Origin of the sequence: Streptomyces sp. NPDC047072, from assembly GCF_040643855.1 — a bacterium.
Classification (GTDB): Bacteria; Actinomycetota; Actinomycetes; order Streptomycetales; family Streptomycetaceae; genus Streptomyces.
Genome location: NZ_JBEYVC010000028.1, coordinates 18233 through 34850 on the forward strand (window position 1 = coordinate 18233; position 16618 = coordinate 34850).

At 69.2% G+C, this 16618-nt stretch carries 12 protein-coding genes; 6 read left to right on the forward strand and 6 right to left on the reverse strand.

Annotation, left to right across the window (positions count from 1 at the left end; translation table 11 throughout):
* Positions 1–297: 297 nt before the first annotated feature.
* Positions 298–4437, forward strand: a complete 4140-nt coding sequence (locus ABZ896_RS15155) for an ATP-binding protein (protein WP_360927670.1) — start codon at positions 298–300, stop codon at positions 4435–4437.
* A gap of 271 nt (positions 4438–4708) precedes the next feature.
* Here ABZ896_RS15155 and ABZ896_RS15160 read toward each other — a convergent pair whose 3' ends face one another.
* From ABZ896_RS15160 to ABZ896_RS15185, 6 genes are all read right to left on the reverse strand, one after another.
* Positions 4709–5500: an MHYT domain-containing protein gene (locus ABZ896_RS15160; protein ID WP_360927673.1), complete on the reverse strand. Its 792-nt coding sequence runs from the start codon at positions 5498–5500 to the stop codon at positions 4709–4711.
* A 132-nt stretch (positions 5501–5632) separates the two neighbouring features.
* Positions 5633–6520 (reverse strand): intradiol ring-cleavage dioxygenase, encoded by an 888-nt coding sequence (locus tag ABZ896_RS15165; RefSeq protein ID WP_360927676.1) that lies wholly within the window; start codon positions 6518–6520, stop codon positions 5633–5635.
* Entirely contained in the window at positions 6517–7572 is a 1056-nt protein-coding gene (locus ABZ896_RS15170; RefSeq protein WP_360927812.1) for a maleylacetate reductase, read from the reverse strand. Before ABZ896_RS15170 ends, ABZ896_RS15165 begins: the two co-directional genes overlap by 4 nt.
* 5 nt (positions 7573–7577) lie before the next feature.
* On the reverse strand, positions 7578–9371 hold the full coding sequence (locus ABZ896_RS15175; RefSeq protein WP_360927679.1) for an FAD-dependent monooxygenase: 1794 nt from the start codon (positions 9369–9371) through the stop codon (positions 7578–7580).
* A gap of 132 nt (positions 9372–9503) precedes the next feature.
* A complete protein-coding gene (locus ABZ896_RS15180) occupies positions 9504–10451 on the reverse strand; it encodes a helix-turn-helix domain-containing protein (RefSeq protein ID WP_360927682.1) in 948 nt (315 codons plus the stop codon).
* Between the two features lie 149 nt (positions 10452–10600).
* Positions 10601–11503 carry a LysR family transcriptional regulator gene (locus ABZ896_RS15185; RefSeq protein WP_360927685.1) on the reverse strand — a complete coding sequence of 301 codons (903 nt, stop codon included), beginning with the start codon at positions 11501–11503 and terminating at the stop codon, positions 10601–10603.
* Between the two features lie 83 nt (positions 11504–11586).
* Here ABZ896_RS15185 and ABZ896_RS15190 point away from each other — a divergent pair, with 83 nt between their 5' ends.
* The 5 genes from ABZ896_RS15190 (at position 11587) to ABZ896_RS15210 (ending at position 16597) form a co-directional block, all read left to right on the forward strand.
* Positions 11587–12777, forward strand: a complete 1191-nt coding sequence (locus tag ABZ896_RS15190; RefSeq protein ID WP_360927687.1) for a thiolase family protein — start codon at positions 11587–11589, stop codon at positions 12775–12777.
* Positions 12774–13445 (forward strand): 3-oxoacid CoA-transferase subunit A, encoded by a 672-nt coding sequence (locus ABZ896_RS15195; RefSeq protein WP_360927690.1) that lies wholly within the window; start codon positions 12774–12776, stop codon positions 13443–13445. Before ABZ896_RS15190 ends, ABZ896_RS15195 begins: the two co-directional genes overlap by 4 nt.
* Entirely contained in the window at positions 13442–14131 is a 690-nt protein-coding gene (locus ABZ896_RS15200; protein ID WP_360927693.1) for a 3-oxoacid CoA-transferase subunit B, read from the forward strand. The genes ABZ896_RS15195 and ABZ896_RS15200 overlap by 4 nt, the downstream gene beginning before the upstream one ends.
* A 302-nt stretch (positions 14132–14433) precedes the next feature.
* The gene (locus ABZ896_RS15205) at positions 14434–16086 is read left to right on the forward strand and encodes an FAD-dependent monooxygenase (RefSeq protein ID WP_360927696.1); all 1653 of its coding nucleotides are present in this window, start codon (positions 14434–14436) and stop codon (positions 16084–16086) included.
* A gap of 52 nt (positions 16087–16138) precedes the next feature.
* Positions 16139–16597 carry a VOC family protein gene (locus ABZ896_RS15210; RefSeq protein ID WP_360927699.1) on the forward strand — a complete coding sequence of 153 codons (459 nt, stop codon included), beginning with the start codon at positions 16139–16141 and terminating at the stop codon, positions 16595–16597.
* Positions 16598–16618: the final 21 nt, after the last annotated feature.

A 16618-nucleotide genomic window follows, 5' to 3' on the forward strand; every position in this document is an offset into this window, starting at 1 on the left:
GCTGACGGGCAATGACGAGTGGCTCCCTCTGAGCCGGGGGTGGAGCGACGGTCAGACCTGTTCCCGCCGTCGCCACCACATGACGCCCTTCACGACCAGCTCGCCAATCGAGTACACCAGCCAGGCGTGCTGCAGCCAGACCCAGGCCATGGCGGCCTCCTTGAGAGTGATTCCGGCGCGGCGTTCGCGCCGGCGTCAGTAGGTTTGGCAGTGCGGGGAGTCCGCCCGCCAAGCGCACCGTTGCGGCACGGGATTGTGGGACGTGGGCGCGGGAAACGGGCGCCGGAGCAGGGCACCGTGCGGGATTCCCGCATCGCGCGGAAGGAGACGAGGAAGCTGACCACCGAGGAGAGCGCGGACGTTGTGTGGGATCCGGGCAAGGTGTCCTGGCAGCAGGTGATGGACCACCTCCTGCCCAAGGGGAAGAACCCTGTCGACGGCACACATGCGGGCTGGACGCTCGCCCGGATCGTCGACCGGTCCCGAGCTTCCGGCTCCGAGTTGAGCAGCACGGCCTTGTCCGCCTGGCGGACGGCTGGGGAGGACAGGTACCCCGACCTCGAGAAGCTCCGTCTCCTGCGCGAAGTCATCGGCTGCCGGTGCGCGGGCTTCGACGAGGAGACCGTGTCCGAAGCCCTGGAGCGTGCCCGGTCGGCGTCCAGGTCCCGGACGAAGACCGGCCGGGCGGTCAGCCGGGCCCTGGTGGCCGGGGATTCGGCGGCACTCGCAGCTCTGCCGACGGAATTGGAGGCTCTTTGGAAGAGTTCGCGAGCTGCGGCGTCCGATGCCGACGTCGTGGGCCTGCATCCCCTCGGCCAGGAGTTGCGCCTGTCGGGCGGTCTGTACGTGGAACGGAGAGTGGAGCGGGACGTCCTGTCGGGCCTCGAGTCCGCGGGGTGCACCGTTCTGGTGGGAGAGGCGGGCTTCGGCAAGACCAGCCTGTTGTGGAGCATGCACCGTCGGCTCTTGGACCGGGGACGGTATCCCCTGTTCCTACGAGCCAGCGCACTGCTCCTGGGCATGCGTGCCGGACCGGAGGGAGCTGCCGCTCAGGGCCACTCCACTCTGTCTCCCCAATCGGCCTTGGCCGGCTTCGAGCAGTGCGTCAACACCGGGCGGCCCTTCGCCCTCCTGATCGACACCGTCGACCTGCTCATGCACAGTGAGGACGCCATCGCTTTCGTGATCGACGCGGTACGCGCCGCCGGTCGTCTGCGGCTGCCCACACTGCTGACGTGCCGACCGGTGGAGGCACAGCGCCTGATGGCCGCCGCGAAGGCGGCGGAGGTGACGATCAAGCAGAGGACGCTCTCTGCCTACAGCGCTCCGGAGTGGCGTGCGGCAGTCGAGAGCTACGCACGCGGCTACTACGAGGGCTTGCCCGACGCGCCGCCCCTGGAGACCGTCGTCAGAAAGGTCACCCACGCAGCCTCTCGCGGCAGAGCGTTGAGGGAGGTGTGCGCCAACCCCTTCGCCCTGCGGCTGCTGTTCGATCTCTACGCCCCCGACGTGCCGGAAGAGGACGTGGACACCCCGTATCTCTACGACATGTTCTGGAGCGACCGGATCGTCCGTGACCTGCGGGCACGGAACTCCTCGGCGACGCATGGCTCGGTCGACCTTTCATCGCATACGAGAGCCGCCGCGCGCGTCATCCTCGCCTCCGGTCAACTCGACACCAGACGTTCCGACCTGGAGAGCGGTGTCCGGCATCAACTGGCCGGGAGGGCGAGGCCGGACGACGTGGTGCCGGAAGACGTTCATGCTGCCATGGAGATGCTTCGCTCGCGGGGTGTGCTGTCAATCCGCGAACTCACCGGCTACCTGTGGTTCTTCCATCAGACCTTCTTCGAACACGCCGCGGCCCGGGGTGTTCTGGCCTGCGGCGGGGAGGCTGTGGACGCACTGATGGAACGGGTGGCGGGCAACCCGGGGGACCTCTACTTCGGTGAAGTCGCCAGCGAAGTCCTGCTCATGGCCGGCCGGATCTCGGAGACGCGCGGGGCGTCGTACACGCGGGAAAGGGCCGACGCGGCGTTGGCGTCCTGGCTCACATCCACCGATTCGGCCCTCCTGGGGCTGGCCCTGCGTGTCTACGCGAAGCTCAAATGCCCCGGGCCCTTGGTCCTTGCTCATGCGCCGGCGGCGTTGAAGGCCGCGAACCCATCGGTGATCGACCGGTTCCTCCTGCTCCTTCCCTCGGTTACCCACCCGGATCTCGGCAGACCGCTGGCGGACCTGGCCCTTGTGTGGAACATGGAACCGAGCAGCACCAGGATCAGGAAGAACGTCCTGGAGGCGCTCGTCCGTCTTGCCACCGACGACCCGGCCGCCGTCGAACGCTTCCTCCGGAAGCACGGCTGCTTCGAATGGCTCAAATCCCTGGAACCGAGCGAATGGCACCACAACGACAAGCTTCCGTTTCGTGTATTGAGCGCGGTTGCCGCGGCAGATCCCGACGGAACGCTGGAACATGCCCTGCACTTCTGGGAGAAGGCCCTGACCACAGGGCAGCTCAGCCTGCCGACGGAGCTGCTGATCCAGATGTCGACCTGGGGCCTCAGTCCCCGGATCATCCGGACGAATCTCAAGAAGTTCATGTCCAGGCTCGGCGACCTCCACCCCGACCGGCAGGACAGCATCGCGTTCGAGCAGGCTCTGTGCCGGCTGTTCCTCTTGAGCCGGCCCCGGGCGGAGGACTCGCTCGCGGAGATCCGCTCGGTTCTCGGACTGCCGCCGGCTCAGCAGGACGACTCCGCCGGACGAGCCGAACCACCCCCTCTCCCAGGTGTGCTGATGTGCCGTGCGACGCTGAGAATGCATACCGTCGCCGTTTTCAAGGGTCTTCCCGTCGACCCCGCGGAACTGCTCGACACCGTCATGTCCACGCGCGCTCCCTCGCACCAGCTCGCCGTCTGCTACGCGGTCCTCGCGGAGTCGCTGGCCGGACCGGCCTCCCCTTTCCAGCGAGACCTGCGGGGAGCCCCGTCCACGGTCCCTTCCCCGTCGGCCGCCGAACACCCGCTCACCGTCGAGGCGCGGCGTCGCTGCAGGAAAGCCCTCGGCTCCCTGCCCTGCGGGGAGAGCGCTCCCGACGGTGGCAAGGAATCGGTGTGGCTGTGGCGCAAAGCACTCCAGGAAGCCAAGCCGGCTCCCGACGTTCTGCTCAGTTTGCTGCCCGCCACACACAACGACCTCGACGACATGGCGAGCTCGCTGTGGCTGAACGGCTTCGGCCTGTGTGTCTTCACGGTTTCTGCGGCCCTCGCCGGCCTGCCGGAAGCGGCCGACGCCCTGGACGCGTTCGTCGCCGACCGGGACACCCAACGGCGACTGCAGCAGGACGAGTCCGGGCGAGCGGCGACCAAGAACATCCTGGGCGCCATGCAGTACACGCTCTGCGACCAGCCCGAGGTGATCGAGTACTTGATCGCCTACGCCAAGAACGCGGCAGCGCCGGAAGTGCTCCATCGGACCCTGGAAGGCTCGTCCCCCGACCCTGCCGAACGCCCCTCGCCGGTATTCCAGCCGTATCGGCAGCGCCTCGTGGACTACCGCAAGGAGCTGGTCTCGCACCGGAAGCCACACATGCGGCAGCACGGGTTCAAGTTGTGGAAAGTCCTTCTGGAGTTGGCGATCGACACCCTCCCGACGGTGGAGGAAATCCTCGAAGCCTGGACCGACGCCTCAGCCCAGGACCTCCGCAACGCGATTCTCAAACTGGTCGAACTGACCATCCCGAGGCGTACCTGGGATGCGGACGCCCCGGCTTCCCTGCGGGTGATCCTCGACCCCCTCGTCCTGGCCGGCCGAGAAGCACGCCGTCTTCCCCGCCGACGGGCCACCGAGCAGATCATCAATCACGAAGCCACCGCGCGGGTCCTGCTCGCCATGGCCAACGCGCACCTCGGCGCCCTGGACCGACCGGACGAGCTTGTCGCGACCGTGATCTCGCTGGCCGAGGAAGCCGGATACGACGTGTCGTCCCCACAGGACTGCGGGCGAATCAGCCAGATCATCGAGCCCCTCGGCTTCGCCATGGAACGGCTCATCCCCACGGACCCCGCGACGGCGGCGGAACTGACCGCGAGCACCGTCGGGGCGCTGCACAGGATCCAGCCCGAGGACGTCAAATGGAAGCGCGACATCTCACGGCCCTGGGCCCCCTTCCTGGGCAGACTCTGCCTGCAGCTCACTCCTGCGCAGCAGGAGCGCTGGGTGCGCCGCATGATGTGCGAGCCGGCCTTCTGTGCTCCGGTGGTGTCGGCCGCGGCCCAGCTCCATCCCAAGCCGCAGTGGCTCGATGCCGTCTTCATGGAGACGGAGACCCCCGACAAACTGCGCGAAAGCCTCCGGGGAAGCAACTGGCTGCACGGCCGGGCGCAGGGCAGGACGGGTGGCTGGCAGCAACTGCTGGAATACGAGCCCCTGTACTGAGGCCTCCACCTTGACGAGCCCGACGCCGACGGCCGGCAGGACGCCCCCAGTGCAGCAACGCGAAGCTCTGCTCGACCACCCACCGGTGCACGCCCAGCCCCGATCCGTGTCCGGAACCGCGGGCAGCGTAGATGATGTCCGGCCGACGGCGGGGAGGCTACGTCGGTCACGCACCCGGCGGGACGGCCTCGATCAGTGGTACGAGCTGGGCGCCGCCACCATGTCCTCCGCGCACGAACAGGATGCCGGGCCGGAAGAGATCTGGGGAGACCTACCGCACGGGATGGACGGAGTCGGTCGCGCGCGGGGTGAATGCCACCCCGTCCCAGTCACCGTCGCCGATCACCATGTCGGGGTCGAACATGACGATGGTGGTGGCGATCACGAGGACGGCGATCGGACCGGCGAGCACGCTCATGAGGAACCCCAGAGTGCTGGTGGACTCCGCGGTCGCGGTCTGGCCGTTGAGCTGGATGGTGAGGGCGGTCATGCCGATGTAGTGCATCCCGGTCACCGCCACGCCCATGATCAGGCTCGCGCCCATGCTGGACCACAGGGCGTGGATGGAGACCGCCGCCCACAGCGCCGCCGTGGCGATCACGACGGTGAAGACGAAGGTGAGGATCACGACGCTGCCGTCGTAGTGGAGACTGCCGTCGATCCTGATGGCGCTCATCCCCAGACCCTGCATGGTCACGATGCCGTTACCGGTGATGATGCCGGCAGAGACGAGGGTCGAGGTGGAGCGGCCTCGGTAGCCGACGAGGAACATGCCGGCGGAGACACAGCCGATGACGACCGCGAGACTGAAGAACGTCTGGTTCCAGTCGTAGCGGATCGCCGCGTCCTCGACGTCGAAGCCGATCATGGCGATGAAGTGCATGGCCCAGATACCGCAGCCGAACGAGACGGAGCCCAGGGCCAGCCATCTGGCTCTGTGGAGGGGGCGGCGCAGCGACCGTGTCGTGCACCGCAGTCCGAGCGCCGACCCGAGGGTGGCCATCAGGTAGGCGGCGATCGGCGTCACGGCACCGTAGCTGAAGTTCGAGAGTGTGGCGGTCATACAGGTTCCCTTCGTGCGAGGCGGAAGGCAGGGATCCACGACGGCCGGATGGTGCGGGCCGTGGACGTCCACGGGGCGGGACCCGACGGCTGCCGCGCCGAGGGACCCGCCCCCGTCGGCCGACCCGGGCGTTCATGTACCGGCCGGGGCCAGCACGATGTCGAAGGAGACCTGTGACCAGGGGCCGTCCACCGCGCGGCCGTCCGGCGTCGGGGAGCCGGGGGCCTGGCGTTCGAACTTCTTCACCAGGGATTCCTTGACCCCGAACACTGTGTCCGAGTCGAGCAGTTCGTCGCCGCCGACGAAGATGTGGGTGACCAGGGTGCGCTGTCCGGCGGCGCTGACCATGAAGTGCAGATGCGAGGCCCGCATCGGGGACCGGCCGACGGCTGCGAGCATCTTGCCCACGGGGCCGTCGTAGGGGATGGGGTACGGCGTCGGCGTGATGCCCCAGAACGTGTAGCGTCCCTCGGCGTCGGAGAACAGATGGCCGCGGGCCGCGGTCCGGCCGTCGCCGTGCTGGACGTCGTACAGGCCCTCCGCATCGGCCTCCCAGACCTCGATGCGCGCACCGGCTACCGGCTGTCCGTCGCTGTCGGAGACGGTGCCCTCCACCCAGCACGGTTCCCCGGACGCGACGCCGGAGATGGAGCCGCCGAGGGGGATCTCGGGGCTGTTCTCGACGAAGAACGGGCCGAAGACAGTCGCCTCGGTCGCGTCGCCGTACGCCTGGTTGTTGATGCCGATGGTCTGCATGGAGAGGCCGAGGACATCGGAGAGCAGGATGAACTCCTGGCGCTTGTCGTCCGTGATGTGTCCGGCGGCGGTCAGGAACTCGATGCCCTTGGCCCACTCCTCCTCGGTCAGACGGACCTCGCGGGCGAAGGCATGCAGATGGCGCACGAGGGAGGTCATCAGCTGCTTGAGCCGCGGGTCGGAACAGCCTTCGAACGAATGGACGACGCGCTCGACCAGGTCCGCCTCGCGACGCTCCTGTTCGGCGGAGACGGTGTCGGTCATCGGGGCTCTGCTCCTTCCCAGGCCGCGAGGAGCAGCCCGGTGATGTGGTCGAGGGTCACGGGGGTCGGATTGGCCGGCGGCACGGCGGCGAGAACCGCCTCCGCGGCGGGGCCGATCCCGGACTCCGGCATGCCGTAGTCGCGAAGCGTCCGGGGCGCGTCGAGTTCGGCGCGCAGTCGGGCGAGGCCGTCGTTCGCGGAGTCGGCGTCGAGGGCGGCGGCGATGCGTCGCTCGGCGTCCGGAGCCGAGGGCGCGTTGAAGGCGAGCACATGCGGAAGGACGACGGCATGGGTCTGGGCGTGCGGGAGATCGAACATGCCCCCCAGGACATGACAGATCTTGTGGTGGAGCCCCGACCCCGCCGAGGCGAACACCACCGCGGAGAGATAGGCGCCGTACAGGGCGTGTTCACGCCCGTCGAGGCCGCCCGGGTCGGCGGCGACCAGTGGGAGTCCGACGCGCAGCGCCCGGATGCCCTCCCCAGCCAGGGCCCGGTCGATCGGGTCCGCCCGGGGCGCCCACATCGAGTCGACGCAGTGCGCAAGGGCGTTGAGGCCGGACGCCACACTCAGATCGACCGGCAGGGTGAGCATGAGCGTGGCGTCGTACACGATCGTGCGCGGGAGGACCCGGGGGTCGGTACCGGTGGTCTTCCGGGCGTTCTCGGTCAGTCCCCAGACGTTGGTGGCTTCCGAGCCCGCGTACGTGGTCGGCACCGCGACGATCGGCAGCCCGGTGGTGAGCGCCACGGCCTTGGCCAGGCCGGTCGTCGAGCCGCCGCCTACGCAGACGAGCGCGTCGACGTCATGGGCGGCCGCCTGCTCTCTGGCCCGCTCGGCGACCTCGACCGGCACGTGCATGGCCACCTCGTGATGCCAGTGCGCCACGGGCAGTTGTGCGGCGACCCGGTGGGCGAGTTCGCGTTCGGCCTCCGCGGCGATCACCATGACCCGCGTCGCGCCGAGCTCCTTGATCTCGTCGACCAGGTTCGCCTCCGCGGCGGCCGAGGCGAACCGCACACGTTGAGCGAGGGTGTCGTGGTCGAAGCGCATGTCCTTCACGACTTCCCCAGGATCTGGCGCATGGCCGTACGCAGAGCGCCCTCGGGGTCCTCGGCCAGGGTCATCGAGCGCCAGGCGATGTGCTTGTCGGGTCGCACCAGGACGACACCGCTCTCGTCGACCTCGCGCAGCTTCGCCCAGTCGTAGTACAGGTCGGTGACCTCCTGGCCCGGGCCGATGACGACGGTCGCGAGCGAGATCCCGAACTCGTGCGCGACCTTGTCGGCCACCGAGGCCCACTCCTGGCCGGCGACGCCGGTGACGAGGGTGAAGCGGTCGTAGGGCGCGAGGTCCATCAGCGCCGCCCGGTGCATGGTGTCACCGACCCAGGCGTGCGGCAGGTGCGAGCCGGGCACGGTGGACATCTCGTAGTACAGGTCGGGATCGCGGCCGGGCTCGGGCAGCGAGGCTCCGTCGGAGACGATCGCGGACGACTCGTAGTGCTGGCCGAGGTCGACTCCGTGGGCGTTGAACTCGTAGTTCTTCAGTTCCATCGCGTCGACCAGCGCGGCGCGCTTGGCCGCGCCCTCGGGTGTGTCGGCCTTCCGTTCCTCGATCGCGGCGACCATCTCCTCCTCGGTCGTGGCGTCGAGCAGTCCGAGCACCTCGAAGAACTGCACGAACTCACGGCTGGACCGGTTCGCTCGCCGGACGATGCGCTCGGCGACCGGCGCCCGCTCGGCCGAGTAGGTGTCCAGCAGGCTCGGATCGGCCTGACCGCGCAGTACGAGGGCGAGCTTCCAGGCCAGGTTGTAGGAGTCCTGGATCGAGGTGTTGGAGCCCAGACCGTTGCTCGGCGGGTGCCGGTGGATCGCGTCGCCGGCACAGAAGACGCGGCCCTTCTGGAGGTGCTTGGCGTACATCTCGTTGTTGCCCCACAGGCTGGTGCCGGTGATCTCGACGTCGATGTCGGGCATGCCGAGCAGGTCGCGCACGATCTGGGTGGCGGAGCCCTCGTCGACGACGGGGGGCTCGTCGTCGATGTCGTAGCCCCAGACGATCAGCCACTCGTTCCACGGACGCACCATGCGCACCAGACCGGCTCCGATGCCTCCGACGTTCGCGCCCGGCTGGATCACCCAGTACAGGACCGAGGGCCGGTGGCCGACGTAGGCCTCGATGTCGGCCTTGAAGGTGATGTTCATCGATCCGGCGATGTCCATCGCGCCCTCGTAGGGCAGGCCGATGTCCGCGGCGACCTTGGAACGGGCACCGTCGGCGCCGATCAGGTACTTGGCCCGGATGGTGTACTCGGCCCCGGTCAGCCGGTCGCGGGCTCGGACCTTCACGCCGTCCGCGTCCTGCTCGTGCGAGAGGTACTCCGTGGAGAACCGCGCCTGGGTGCCGCGCACGGTCGCGTTCCTGACCAGGATCGGTTCGAGATAGGTCTGCGGGATGTCCACCACGAGGCAGGGGGAGGCCAGTTGGTAGTCGGCCTCCCGCGCCGGGTGGGTGCCCCAGGTGTGGATGCGGCCGATCTCCTCACCGGCGATCGACGTGCAGAAGACCGTGTCGCCGACCAGGTGGTGCGGTGTGGCATCGGCGAGGACCTGGTCCTCGATGCCCATGTCCCGGAAAATCTCCATCGCCCGCTGGTTGGTGATGTGAGCCCGCGGTGTGTTCGCCGTCCACCGGTACTTCGTGATCACCATGTTGTCGACACCCAGGGTCGACAGGAACAACGCCGCCGACGCGCCGGCCGGTCCGGAGCCGACGATGAGGACATCGGTCTCGACCACCGACGACGCGGGCGGACGGGTCTCGGGCTGACCGTCGTCGAACACGGGCATGTGCCACACCTCTCTTCGTCCCGGACAAGGGCACCGGGTTGGTGTGTACGAGTGTCGGCGGTCACATCCGGACCGGCCCAACGATCTGGACCGAGATGGCGGAAATGAGCATCGCGGGAGCGGAGAGGCCGGTCAGACGGCCCTGGCTCGCACCTCGCCGGCGGTGATGCCGAACCGTTCGCGGAAGGTGCGGGAGAAGTACGCGAGCGAGGTGAAGCCGCAGCGTGACGCGACGTCCGCGGTGCGTAGGTCTCCGGCCGGATCGGAGGCGAGCATGCTGTACGCCGCGTCCAGCCGGCGCGAGAGGACGTGGGCGGGCACGCTGGTGCCGGCGGCCGCGAACAGACGCGACAGATGGCGCTCGCTGACGCCCGTGCCGGACGCTATGTCGGCAGCGCGGAGCGTGGGATCGGTGAAGTGCTCCTCGATGAACGTCCGAGCCACCGCCCGGTGTGCCACCGGCAGGGCGACGTGGCCGGAGGCGGCGAGCACCGAGACGAGCTCGACGACCGCCTGCTCGTCCGCCGGCACGGGGCGGTCCCGGCGGACCGCCCGTCCGGTCATCCGGGCCAGGGCGCGACCGTACGGGTTCTCGCCGGCGCCGACGTCGACGACGACGGGTGTGGGCACCGTCACCAGGCCGGTGAGCGCGGAGAACTCCGAACGGGGAACCTTGACGGCCAGTTCCTCCAGTCCGCGGCCGAACCCGCGGAGGAAGGGGCGGTCGGCGTCGCAGAGGAGGAGCTGTCCGGGGCGCAGCACCCGGCGGTGTCCGTCCTGCTCGAAGAGCGCCTCTCCCGTGATGGCCAGGTAGACGGCGATCGCGTCGGTGGGCTTGTCCTCGACGAGTTCGGCGGATCGCTCGACCAGGTGCCGGGTCCCGCGTACCCGGGCGAGGTGAACCCGTTCCAGCTGGAGGTTCACCTCGACCGCCGCGAACGACCCGGCCACCGGTGGGCGACAGGCGAGGGCGATCAAGGACTCCGCGTTGTGCCGCTCCCAGAGCTCCACCTGATGGTCCGGCTCGATCTGCGCGGTGGCGAAGCGATGGGCAGTGGGGATTCTGACAGCGCCGATCATGCTGCACACCTGCCTGCTCGATACCGACCGCACCACAGTGTGCGTCGGGGACAAGAAGGCGAACGGTACCGCCGGGCCCCGGTTCCGTAAACGGACCGTGCACCGCCGTGACCGGTGCGGGCTGCGAACGCGCGGCGCGGAGGGCCCGCCTACGGGTGTCCGATACCGCTCGACATGTACTGCTCGACCATGGCCGCGATCCGTTCCGTGGCCCGCGAGTTGTGTTGCGGTCGGCGGGCGAGCCCCAGGGTGACGGTCTCGGTCTCGGCGAGCGGGACGTAGACGACCCGGTCGAGCCGGAGGCTCTGCACCGATGCCGGGACCAGGGCGACACCGTGACCCGCCGCGACGAAGACGACCAGGGTGGAGGTCTCGCCGACCTCCGTCAGCGGTGCGGGTACGAAGCCGGCACGGGCGCAGGCCACGAGGACCCTGCCGTGCATCGAGGAGCGGCCCTGCGAGGGATGCACGACGAAGGGTTCGTCGGCGAGTTCCGCGAGGGCGATCCGGCTCCGGTCGGCCAGGCGGTGTCCGGCGGGGAGGGCTGCCACCAGTCGTTCGGACCGCAGGGCGGTGACGGTGAGGCCGATGTCCTTAAGGGAGTCGGAGCGCAGCAGGGCGAGGTCGTAAGTGCCGTCCCGCAGGCCTTCGACCAGTTCGGGATTGAGCAGTTCGCCGTGCAGTTCGAGGGACACGTCCGGGAGCTGCTCCCGGACCCGTCGGGCGATCTGCGGCAGGACGTCGTAGGTGGCCGTGCCCACGAAGCCGATGGACACCCGCCCCGACCGGCCGGTCGCGAGCTGCGCCATCTGCTCCTCGGCCCGCTCCACCTCGGCCAGGATCGATCGTCCATGGGCGACCAGCCGGCGGCCGGCCTCGGTGAGTTCGACCCGCCTGGTCGACCGGGTGAACAGTGTCGTGCCCAGCTCGTGCTCCAGTTGCTTGAGCTGCTGGGAGAGGGCGGACTGGGCCATGTGCAGCCGCTCGGAGGCGCGGCCGAAGTGGCACTCCTCGGCGAGTGCGAGGACGTAGCGGATCTGGCGGAGCTCCATGACCACAGCCTATCTCTCTGGCTGATTAATCATGCATCATTGGATATTGGACGTGATTAATGGCGGCACCTAGCGTCGCCTCCATGGAAGACAGCTTCGTTTACAGCGCAGTGCGAACCCCCTTCGGCCGCTACGGTGGGGCGCTCGCCGAGATCAGGCCCGACGACCTTGCCGCCACCGCCGTCACCGCGGTCCTGGACAAGACCCCCGCACTCGACCCCGCCGCCCTCGACGACGTGTTCTGGGGCAACGTCAACGGTGCGGGCGAGGACAACCGCAACGTCGGCCGGATGGCGGTTCTCCTCGCGGGGCTGCCGACGACGGTCCCCGCGACCACCGTGAACCGGCTCTGCGGCTCTTCCCTGGACGCCGCGATCATGGGCTCGCGTGCCGTGGAGAGCGGTGACGCGGACATCGTCCTGACGGGCGGGGTGGAGTCGATGACCCGGGCTCCGTGGGTGCTGCCCAAGCCGTCCCGAGCTTTCCCCGCCGGTCATGTGACCGCCCTGTCGACCACCCTGGGCTGGCGACAGACCAACGAACGCATGCCGAAGGAGTGGACCGTCTCCCTCGGCGAGGCCAACGAGCAGCTCGCCGACCGGTTCGGGATAGCGAGGGAACGGCAGGACGAGTTCGCCGCCCGTTCCCACAACCTCGCGCACGCCGCCTGGGAATCGGGCTTCTACGACGACCTGGTGGTACCGGTCGTGCTGGACGGCGAGGCGGTCCTGTCCCGTGACGAGGGGATCCGGCCCGGGTCCACGCCGGAGAAGCTGGCCGGCCTCAAGCCGTCCTTCCGGCCCGAAGGCCGCATCACGGCGGGCAACGCCTCGCCGCTCAGCGACGGCGCGTCCGCCGTGCTGATCGGCTCCGAGGCGGCCGTCTCCCGGATCGGCAGCGCGCCGCTGGCCCGGATCGCCGGGCGCGGGGTGTCGGCGCTGGACCCGCAGATGTTCGGGTTCGCGCCGGTCGAGGCGGCCGAGCGGGCCCTGAAGCGGGCCGGGATCTCCTGGGCCGACGTGTCGGCGGTCGAGCTCAACGAGGCCTTCGCCGTGCAGTCCCTGGCCTGCGTGGACGCCTGGAAGATCGACCCGGGGATCGTGAACACCCAGGGCGGTGCCATCGCCCTCGGGCATCCGCTCGGCGCCTCCGGCGGCCGGATCCTGGGCACCCTGGCCGCGCGGCTGCGCACCTCGGGACGGCGGTGGGGGGTCGCCGCGATCTGCATCGGCGTCGGACAGGCTCTGGCCGTGGTCCTGGAGAGTGCGGCATGAGCGTTCGGGTGTGCGGGGATCCGGACGAGGCCGTCGCCGGGACCGAGGACGGCTCGACCGTGCTGGTGGGCGGGTTCGGCATGGCCGGGATGCCGGTCGAGCTGATCGAGGCGCTCATCCGGCAGGGCGCGACCGACCTGACCGTGGTGTCGAACAACGCCGGAAACGGCGACACCGGGCTCGCCGCGCTGCTGGACAAGGGGCGGGTGCGCAAGATCGTGTGCTCGTTCCCCCGGCAGTCGGACTCCTGGGTCTTCGACCGGCTGTACCGCGAGAGACGCATCGAACTGGAGGTGGCCCCGCAGGGCACGCTCGCCGAACGGCTGCGCGCGGCCGGTGCCGGGATCGGCGCGTTCTACTCGCCCACCGGAGCCGGCACCCTGCTCGCCGAGGGCAAGGAGACCCGGGAGATCGAGGGTCGCACCCATGTCCTGGAGTACCCGATCAAGGGGGACGTCGCGCTGATCGGCGCCCACCGGGCCGACCGGATGGGCAACCTCGTCTACCGCAAGACGGCCCGCAACTTCGGACCGGTCATGGCCACGGCGGCGATCACGGTCGTGGCCCAGGTGCGCGAGATCGTCGACATCGGCGCGCTGGATCCCGAGGTCGTGGTGACCCCCGGCATCTACGTCGACCGCGTCGTGAAGGTGGTGCCCGCAGCATGAATGCGACGAACTCGCCTCTGCCCCTGGTGGAGCACCTCGACCGGGGGCCGCGGACCGAGCAGGAGTTGGCCGCACGCGTGGCCCGTGACATCCCGCACGGCTCCTACGTCAATCTGGGCATCGGCCGGCCCACCCTGGTGGCCGACCATCTTCCGCCGGAGACGGGGGTGGTGCTGCACACCGAGAACGGCATGCTCAACATGGGCCCGGCGGCCAGGGACGGGCAGATCGACCCCGATCTCGTCAACGCGGGCAAGGTCCCGGTCACCGAACTGCCCGGAGCCGCCTACTTCCACCACGCCGACTCCTTCGCGATGATGCGCGGCGGCCACCTCGACATCTGCGTCCTGGGCGCCTTCCAGGTGTCGGCCGCCGGCGACCTCGCCAACTGGCACACCGGCGCCCCCGACGCCATCCCGGCCGTCGGGGGCGCGATGGACCTCGCGATCGGCGCCAAGCGGGTGTTCGTGATGATGACGCTGTTCACCAAGGACGGCGTGCCCAAGCTGGTCCCGGAGTGCACCTATCCCCTAACCGGCGTGGGCTGCGTCGACCGTGTCTACACGGACGTCGCCACGTTCCGGATCGACTCCGGGGGCGCCACCGTCCTGGAGACCTTCGGCATGTCGTACGGCGATCTCGCGCAGCGCCTGGACCTCCCTCTGTCGCGGGTGAACGCCATCTGAGGTGTGCCGTCGTGCAGGTAGCGGTCGGGCCGAGATGTCAATGGGCGGATCCGAGCGGATCGGCCGACGCCGATGACCGCTGTCTACTCGGCCCGCGTCCGGCTTCCGCGGGCTTTCTGACCGACCCGTGTCTCAACTCGTCGTTGCTGCACCGCTCCTTGCCGGTGCCCGTGTGATCTTCCCGGCGAAGAAACCCGCCCGAGACATGAATGAAAGAACTACCTGCCGGACGCTCGACACGGCGCAACGTGGAGTCTATTTTGGAATCAGATTTCACCTGACGGAATGGAGGTCAAGTGAGCATGGCACCTATTGAGGCGTCGACCTCGGTGGCGATCGCCGGAGGTGGGCCCGTTGGGATGGCGCTCGCCATCGACCTTGCGCAGCGCGGCGTGGCCAGCGTGGTCTTCGAGAGCCGCGCCGAAGCGGACCGCTTCTCAGCGCGCACCAACATGACAAACGTCCGTTCGATGGAGCACTTTCGCCGTTGGGGGATAGCGGACGCACTGCGGGAGAACGACCCCGTCAGCCCGCGGATCCAGCGGGACGTGGCCTTCGTGACACGACTGAACGGGCATCTGATCCAGCACTTCCCCCGGGCCTACGAGTGGTCCGAGCGGCTGCCGATCGCCTCGGAGGTCGCCGAGTGGGCGCCCAACGAGGCGATCGAGAAGACCCTGCGGGCCCGCGCGGCCGAACTCCCGCTGATCGACGTGCGCTTCGGGCACGAGGTCGAGTCGTTCGAGCAGGACGACGACGGCGTCACCGTGCACGTGACCGGTCCCGACGGGCCGCTGGCGTTCCGCAGCGACTATCTCGTGGCCGCGGACGGAAGCCGGTCACGGCTGCGCAGCCGGATCCTCAATGTGCGCATGGAGGGCAGGCCCAACCTGGCGCGGAGCTTCCTGTGGCATCTGCGGGCCCCCGGGCTCGCCGAGCACTGGAAGGCCTCGCCCATGGTGTCCATGACGCTCTTCTACAACGAGGACCGCAACTGCGACAGCCTGGTGCCGCAGTCCGGCGAGGACCAGTGGGCGTACTTCTGTTCCCCGGTCCCCGACCACATCGACGGCGACGACTGGGAAGCCTGCCGCGCCATGCTCTTCCGGGCGGTCGGCGCCGAGTTCGAGGTCGAGCCGCTGGAGGGCGGCACGTTCATCACCCACTCGATGCAGGCGCCGCGCTACGACTTCGGCCGGGTGCTCCTGGCGGGAGACGCCGCACATCTGGTCTCCCCGATGGGCGGGTTCGGTATGAACATCGGCATCGGGGACGCCGCCGACCTCGGATGGAAGCTCGCGGCACTCGTCCAGGGATGGGGCGGCCCCCTGCTCCTGGCGAGCTACAGCATCGAGCGGGGCGAGGCGGCCCGGTTCATCCTCGACGGCTGCGAGCGCAACCAGGCCGTGGGCGCCTCGGAGCTGGTGCGTGACGGCATAGAGGACCCGGGTCCGCGGGGGGATGCCGTCCGTGCCGAGGTCGCCGAGGACATCCAGGTGCAGAAGGCGCGGCAGTTCAAGCGCATGGGCGGCCAACTGGGCTACCGCTACTCCAGTTCACCCGTCATCGTGCGCGACGGTGTGGACGAGCCGCCGGCCGACTTCGAGGACTACGTCCCCTCGGCGGCGCCCGGCAACCGGGCTCCGCACCACTGGCTCAAGGACGGTTCCTCGCTCTACGACCACATCGGCCAGGGCTTCACCCTCCTGGTCCTGGACGCGATCGAGACCGAGCCGCTGCGCAGGGCAGCCGCCGCACGCGGCGTCCCGCTCGATGTGTTCACGCCCGGCGAGCCCGACCGGGCCGCCCTGTACGACCTCTACCTGGCACCCGCGGCCCTGGTCCGCTCGGACCACCACGTCGCGTGGCGAGGACCCGCGCTGCCCGAGGACGTCGACCGTCTGCTCGACGTCGTCACCGGATCGTCGGCCCGGCCGGCGACCCTGACCCGTTGACCGTGCCGCCCGGCGCACCATCACACCGCACCATCGGACAAGGAGTCCCACCATGCCCAAGGTCACCCGTCTTGGCCACGTCGGTCTGTTCGTCACCGATCCCGAGGTGATGCTCGAGTTCTACTCGGGCTTCCTCGGGATGACCGTGACCGACCGCGACGAGCGGCGCGTCTTCCTCAGCTCGCGTCCCGGCGAGGAGCACCACGAACTGCTCCTGGCGAAGAACGAGGAGCGGCACACCGACCCGCAGCAACTGTCCTTCGTCGTCGAGTCGCTCGCGGACCTGCGGGAGTTCTACGCGCAGATCGTCGAGCGCAAGTACTCGATCGACCACGTCAACAACCACGGCAACGCGATCGGCTGCTACTTCCGCGACCCCGAGGACAACCGTGTCGAGGTCTACTGGCACACGGGTATCGACTGGCCGCAGCCCTTCAGCCAGCCGATCGACCTGTCCCTGACCGAGGCGGAACTGCTCGGCGTGCTGGACGAGATGAAGGCCTCCGCGTGAGCGTGCGCGGACTCCTGAGAG

Excerpts from the sequence above, each read along its gene's own strand:
- ABZ896_RS15160 (WP_360927673.1), bottom strand. The coding sequence starts at position 5,500 with ATGACCGCCACACTCTCGAACTTCAGCTACGGTGCCGTGACGCCGATC.
- ABZ896_RS15165 (WP_360927676.1), bottom strand. The coding sequence starts at position 6,520 with ATGACCGACACCGTCTCCGCCGAACAGGAGCGTCGCGAGGCGGACCTG.
- ABZ896_RS15170 (WP_360927812.1), bottom strand. The coding sequence starts at position 7,572 with ATGCGCTTCGACCACGACACCCTCGCTCAACGTGTGCGGTTCGCCTCG.
- ABZ896_RS15175 (WP_360927679.1), bottom strand. The coding sequence starts at position 9,371 with ATGCCCGTGTTCGACGACGGTCAGCCCGAGACCCGTCCGCCCGCGTCG.
- ABZ896_RS15180 (WP_360927682.1), bottom strand. The coding sequence starts at position 10,451 with ATGATCGGCGCTGTCAGAATCCCCACTGCCCATCGCTTCGCCACCGCG.
- ABZ896_RS15185 (WP_360927685.1), bottom strand. The coding sequence starts at position 11,503 with ATGGAGCTCCGCCAGATCCGCTACGTCCTCGCACTCGCCGAGGAGTGC.
- ABZ896_RS15190 (WP_360927687.1), top strand. The coding sequence starts at position 11,587 with ATGGAAGACAGCTTCGTTTACAGCGCAGTGCGAACCCCCTTCGGCCGC.
- ABZ896_RS15195 (WP_360927690.1), top strand. The coding sequence starts at position 12,774 with ATGAGCGTTCGGGTGTGCGGGGATCCGGACGAGGCCGTCGCCGGGACC.
- ABZ896_RS15200 (WP_360927693.1), top strand. The coding sequence starts at position 13,442 with ATGAATGCGACGAACTCGCCTCTGCCCCTGGTGGAGCACCTCGACCGG.
- ABZ896_RS15205 (WP_360927696.1), top strand. The coding sequence starts at position 14,434 with ATGGCACCTATTGAGGCGTCGACCTCGGTGGCGATCGCCGGAGGTGGG.
- ABZ896_RS15210 (WP_360927699.1), top strand. The coding sequence starts at position 16,139 with ATGCCCAAGGTCACCCGTCTTGGCCACGTCGGTCTGTTCGTCACCGAT.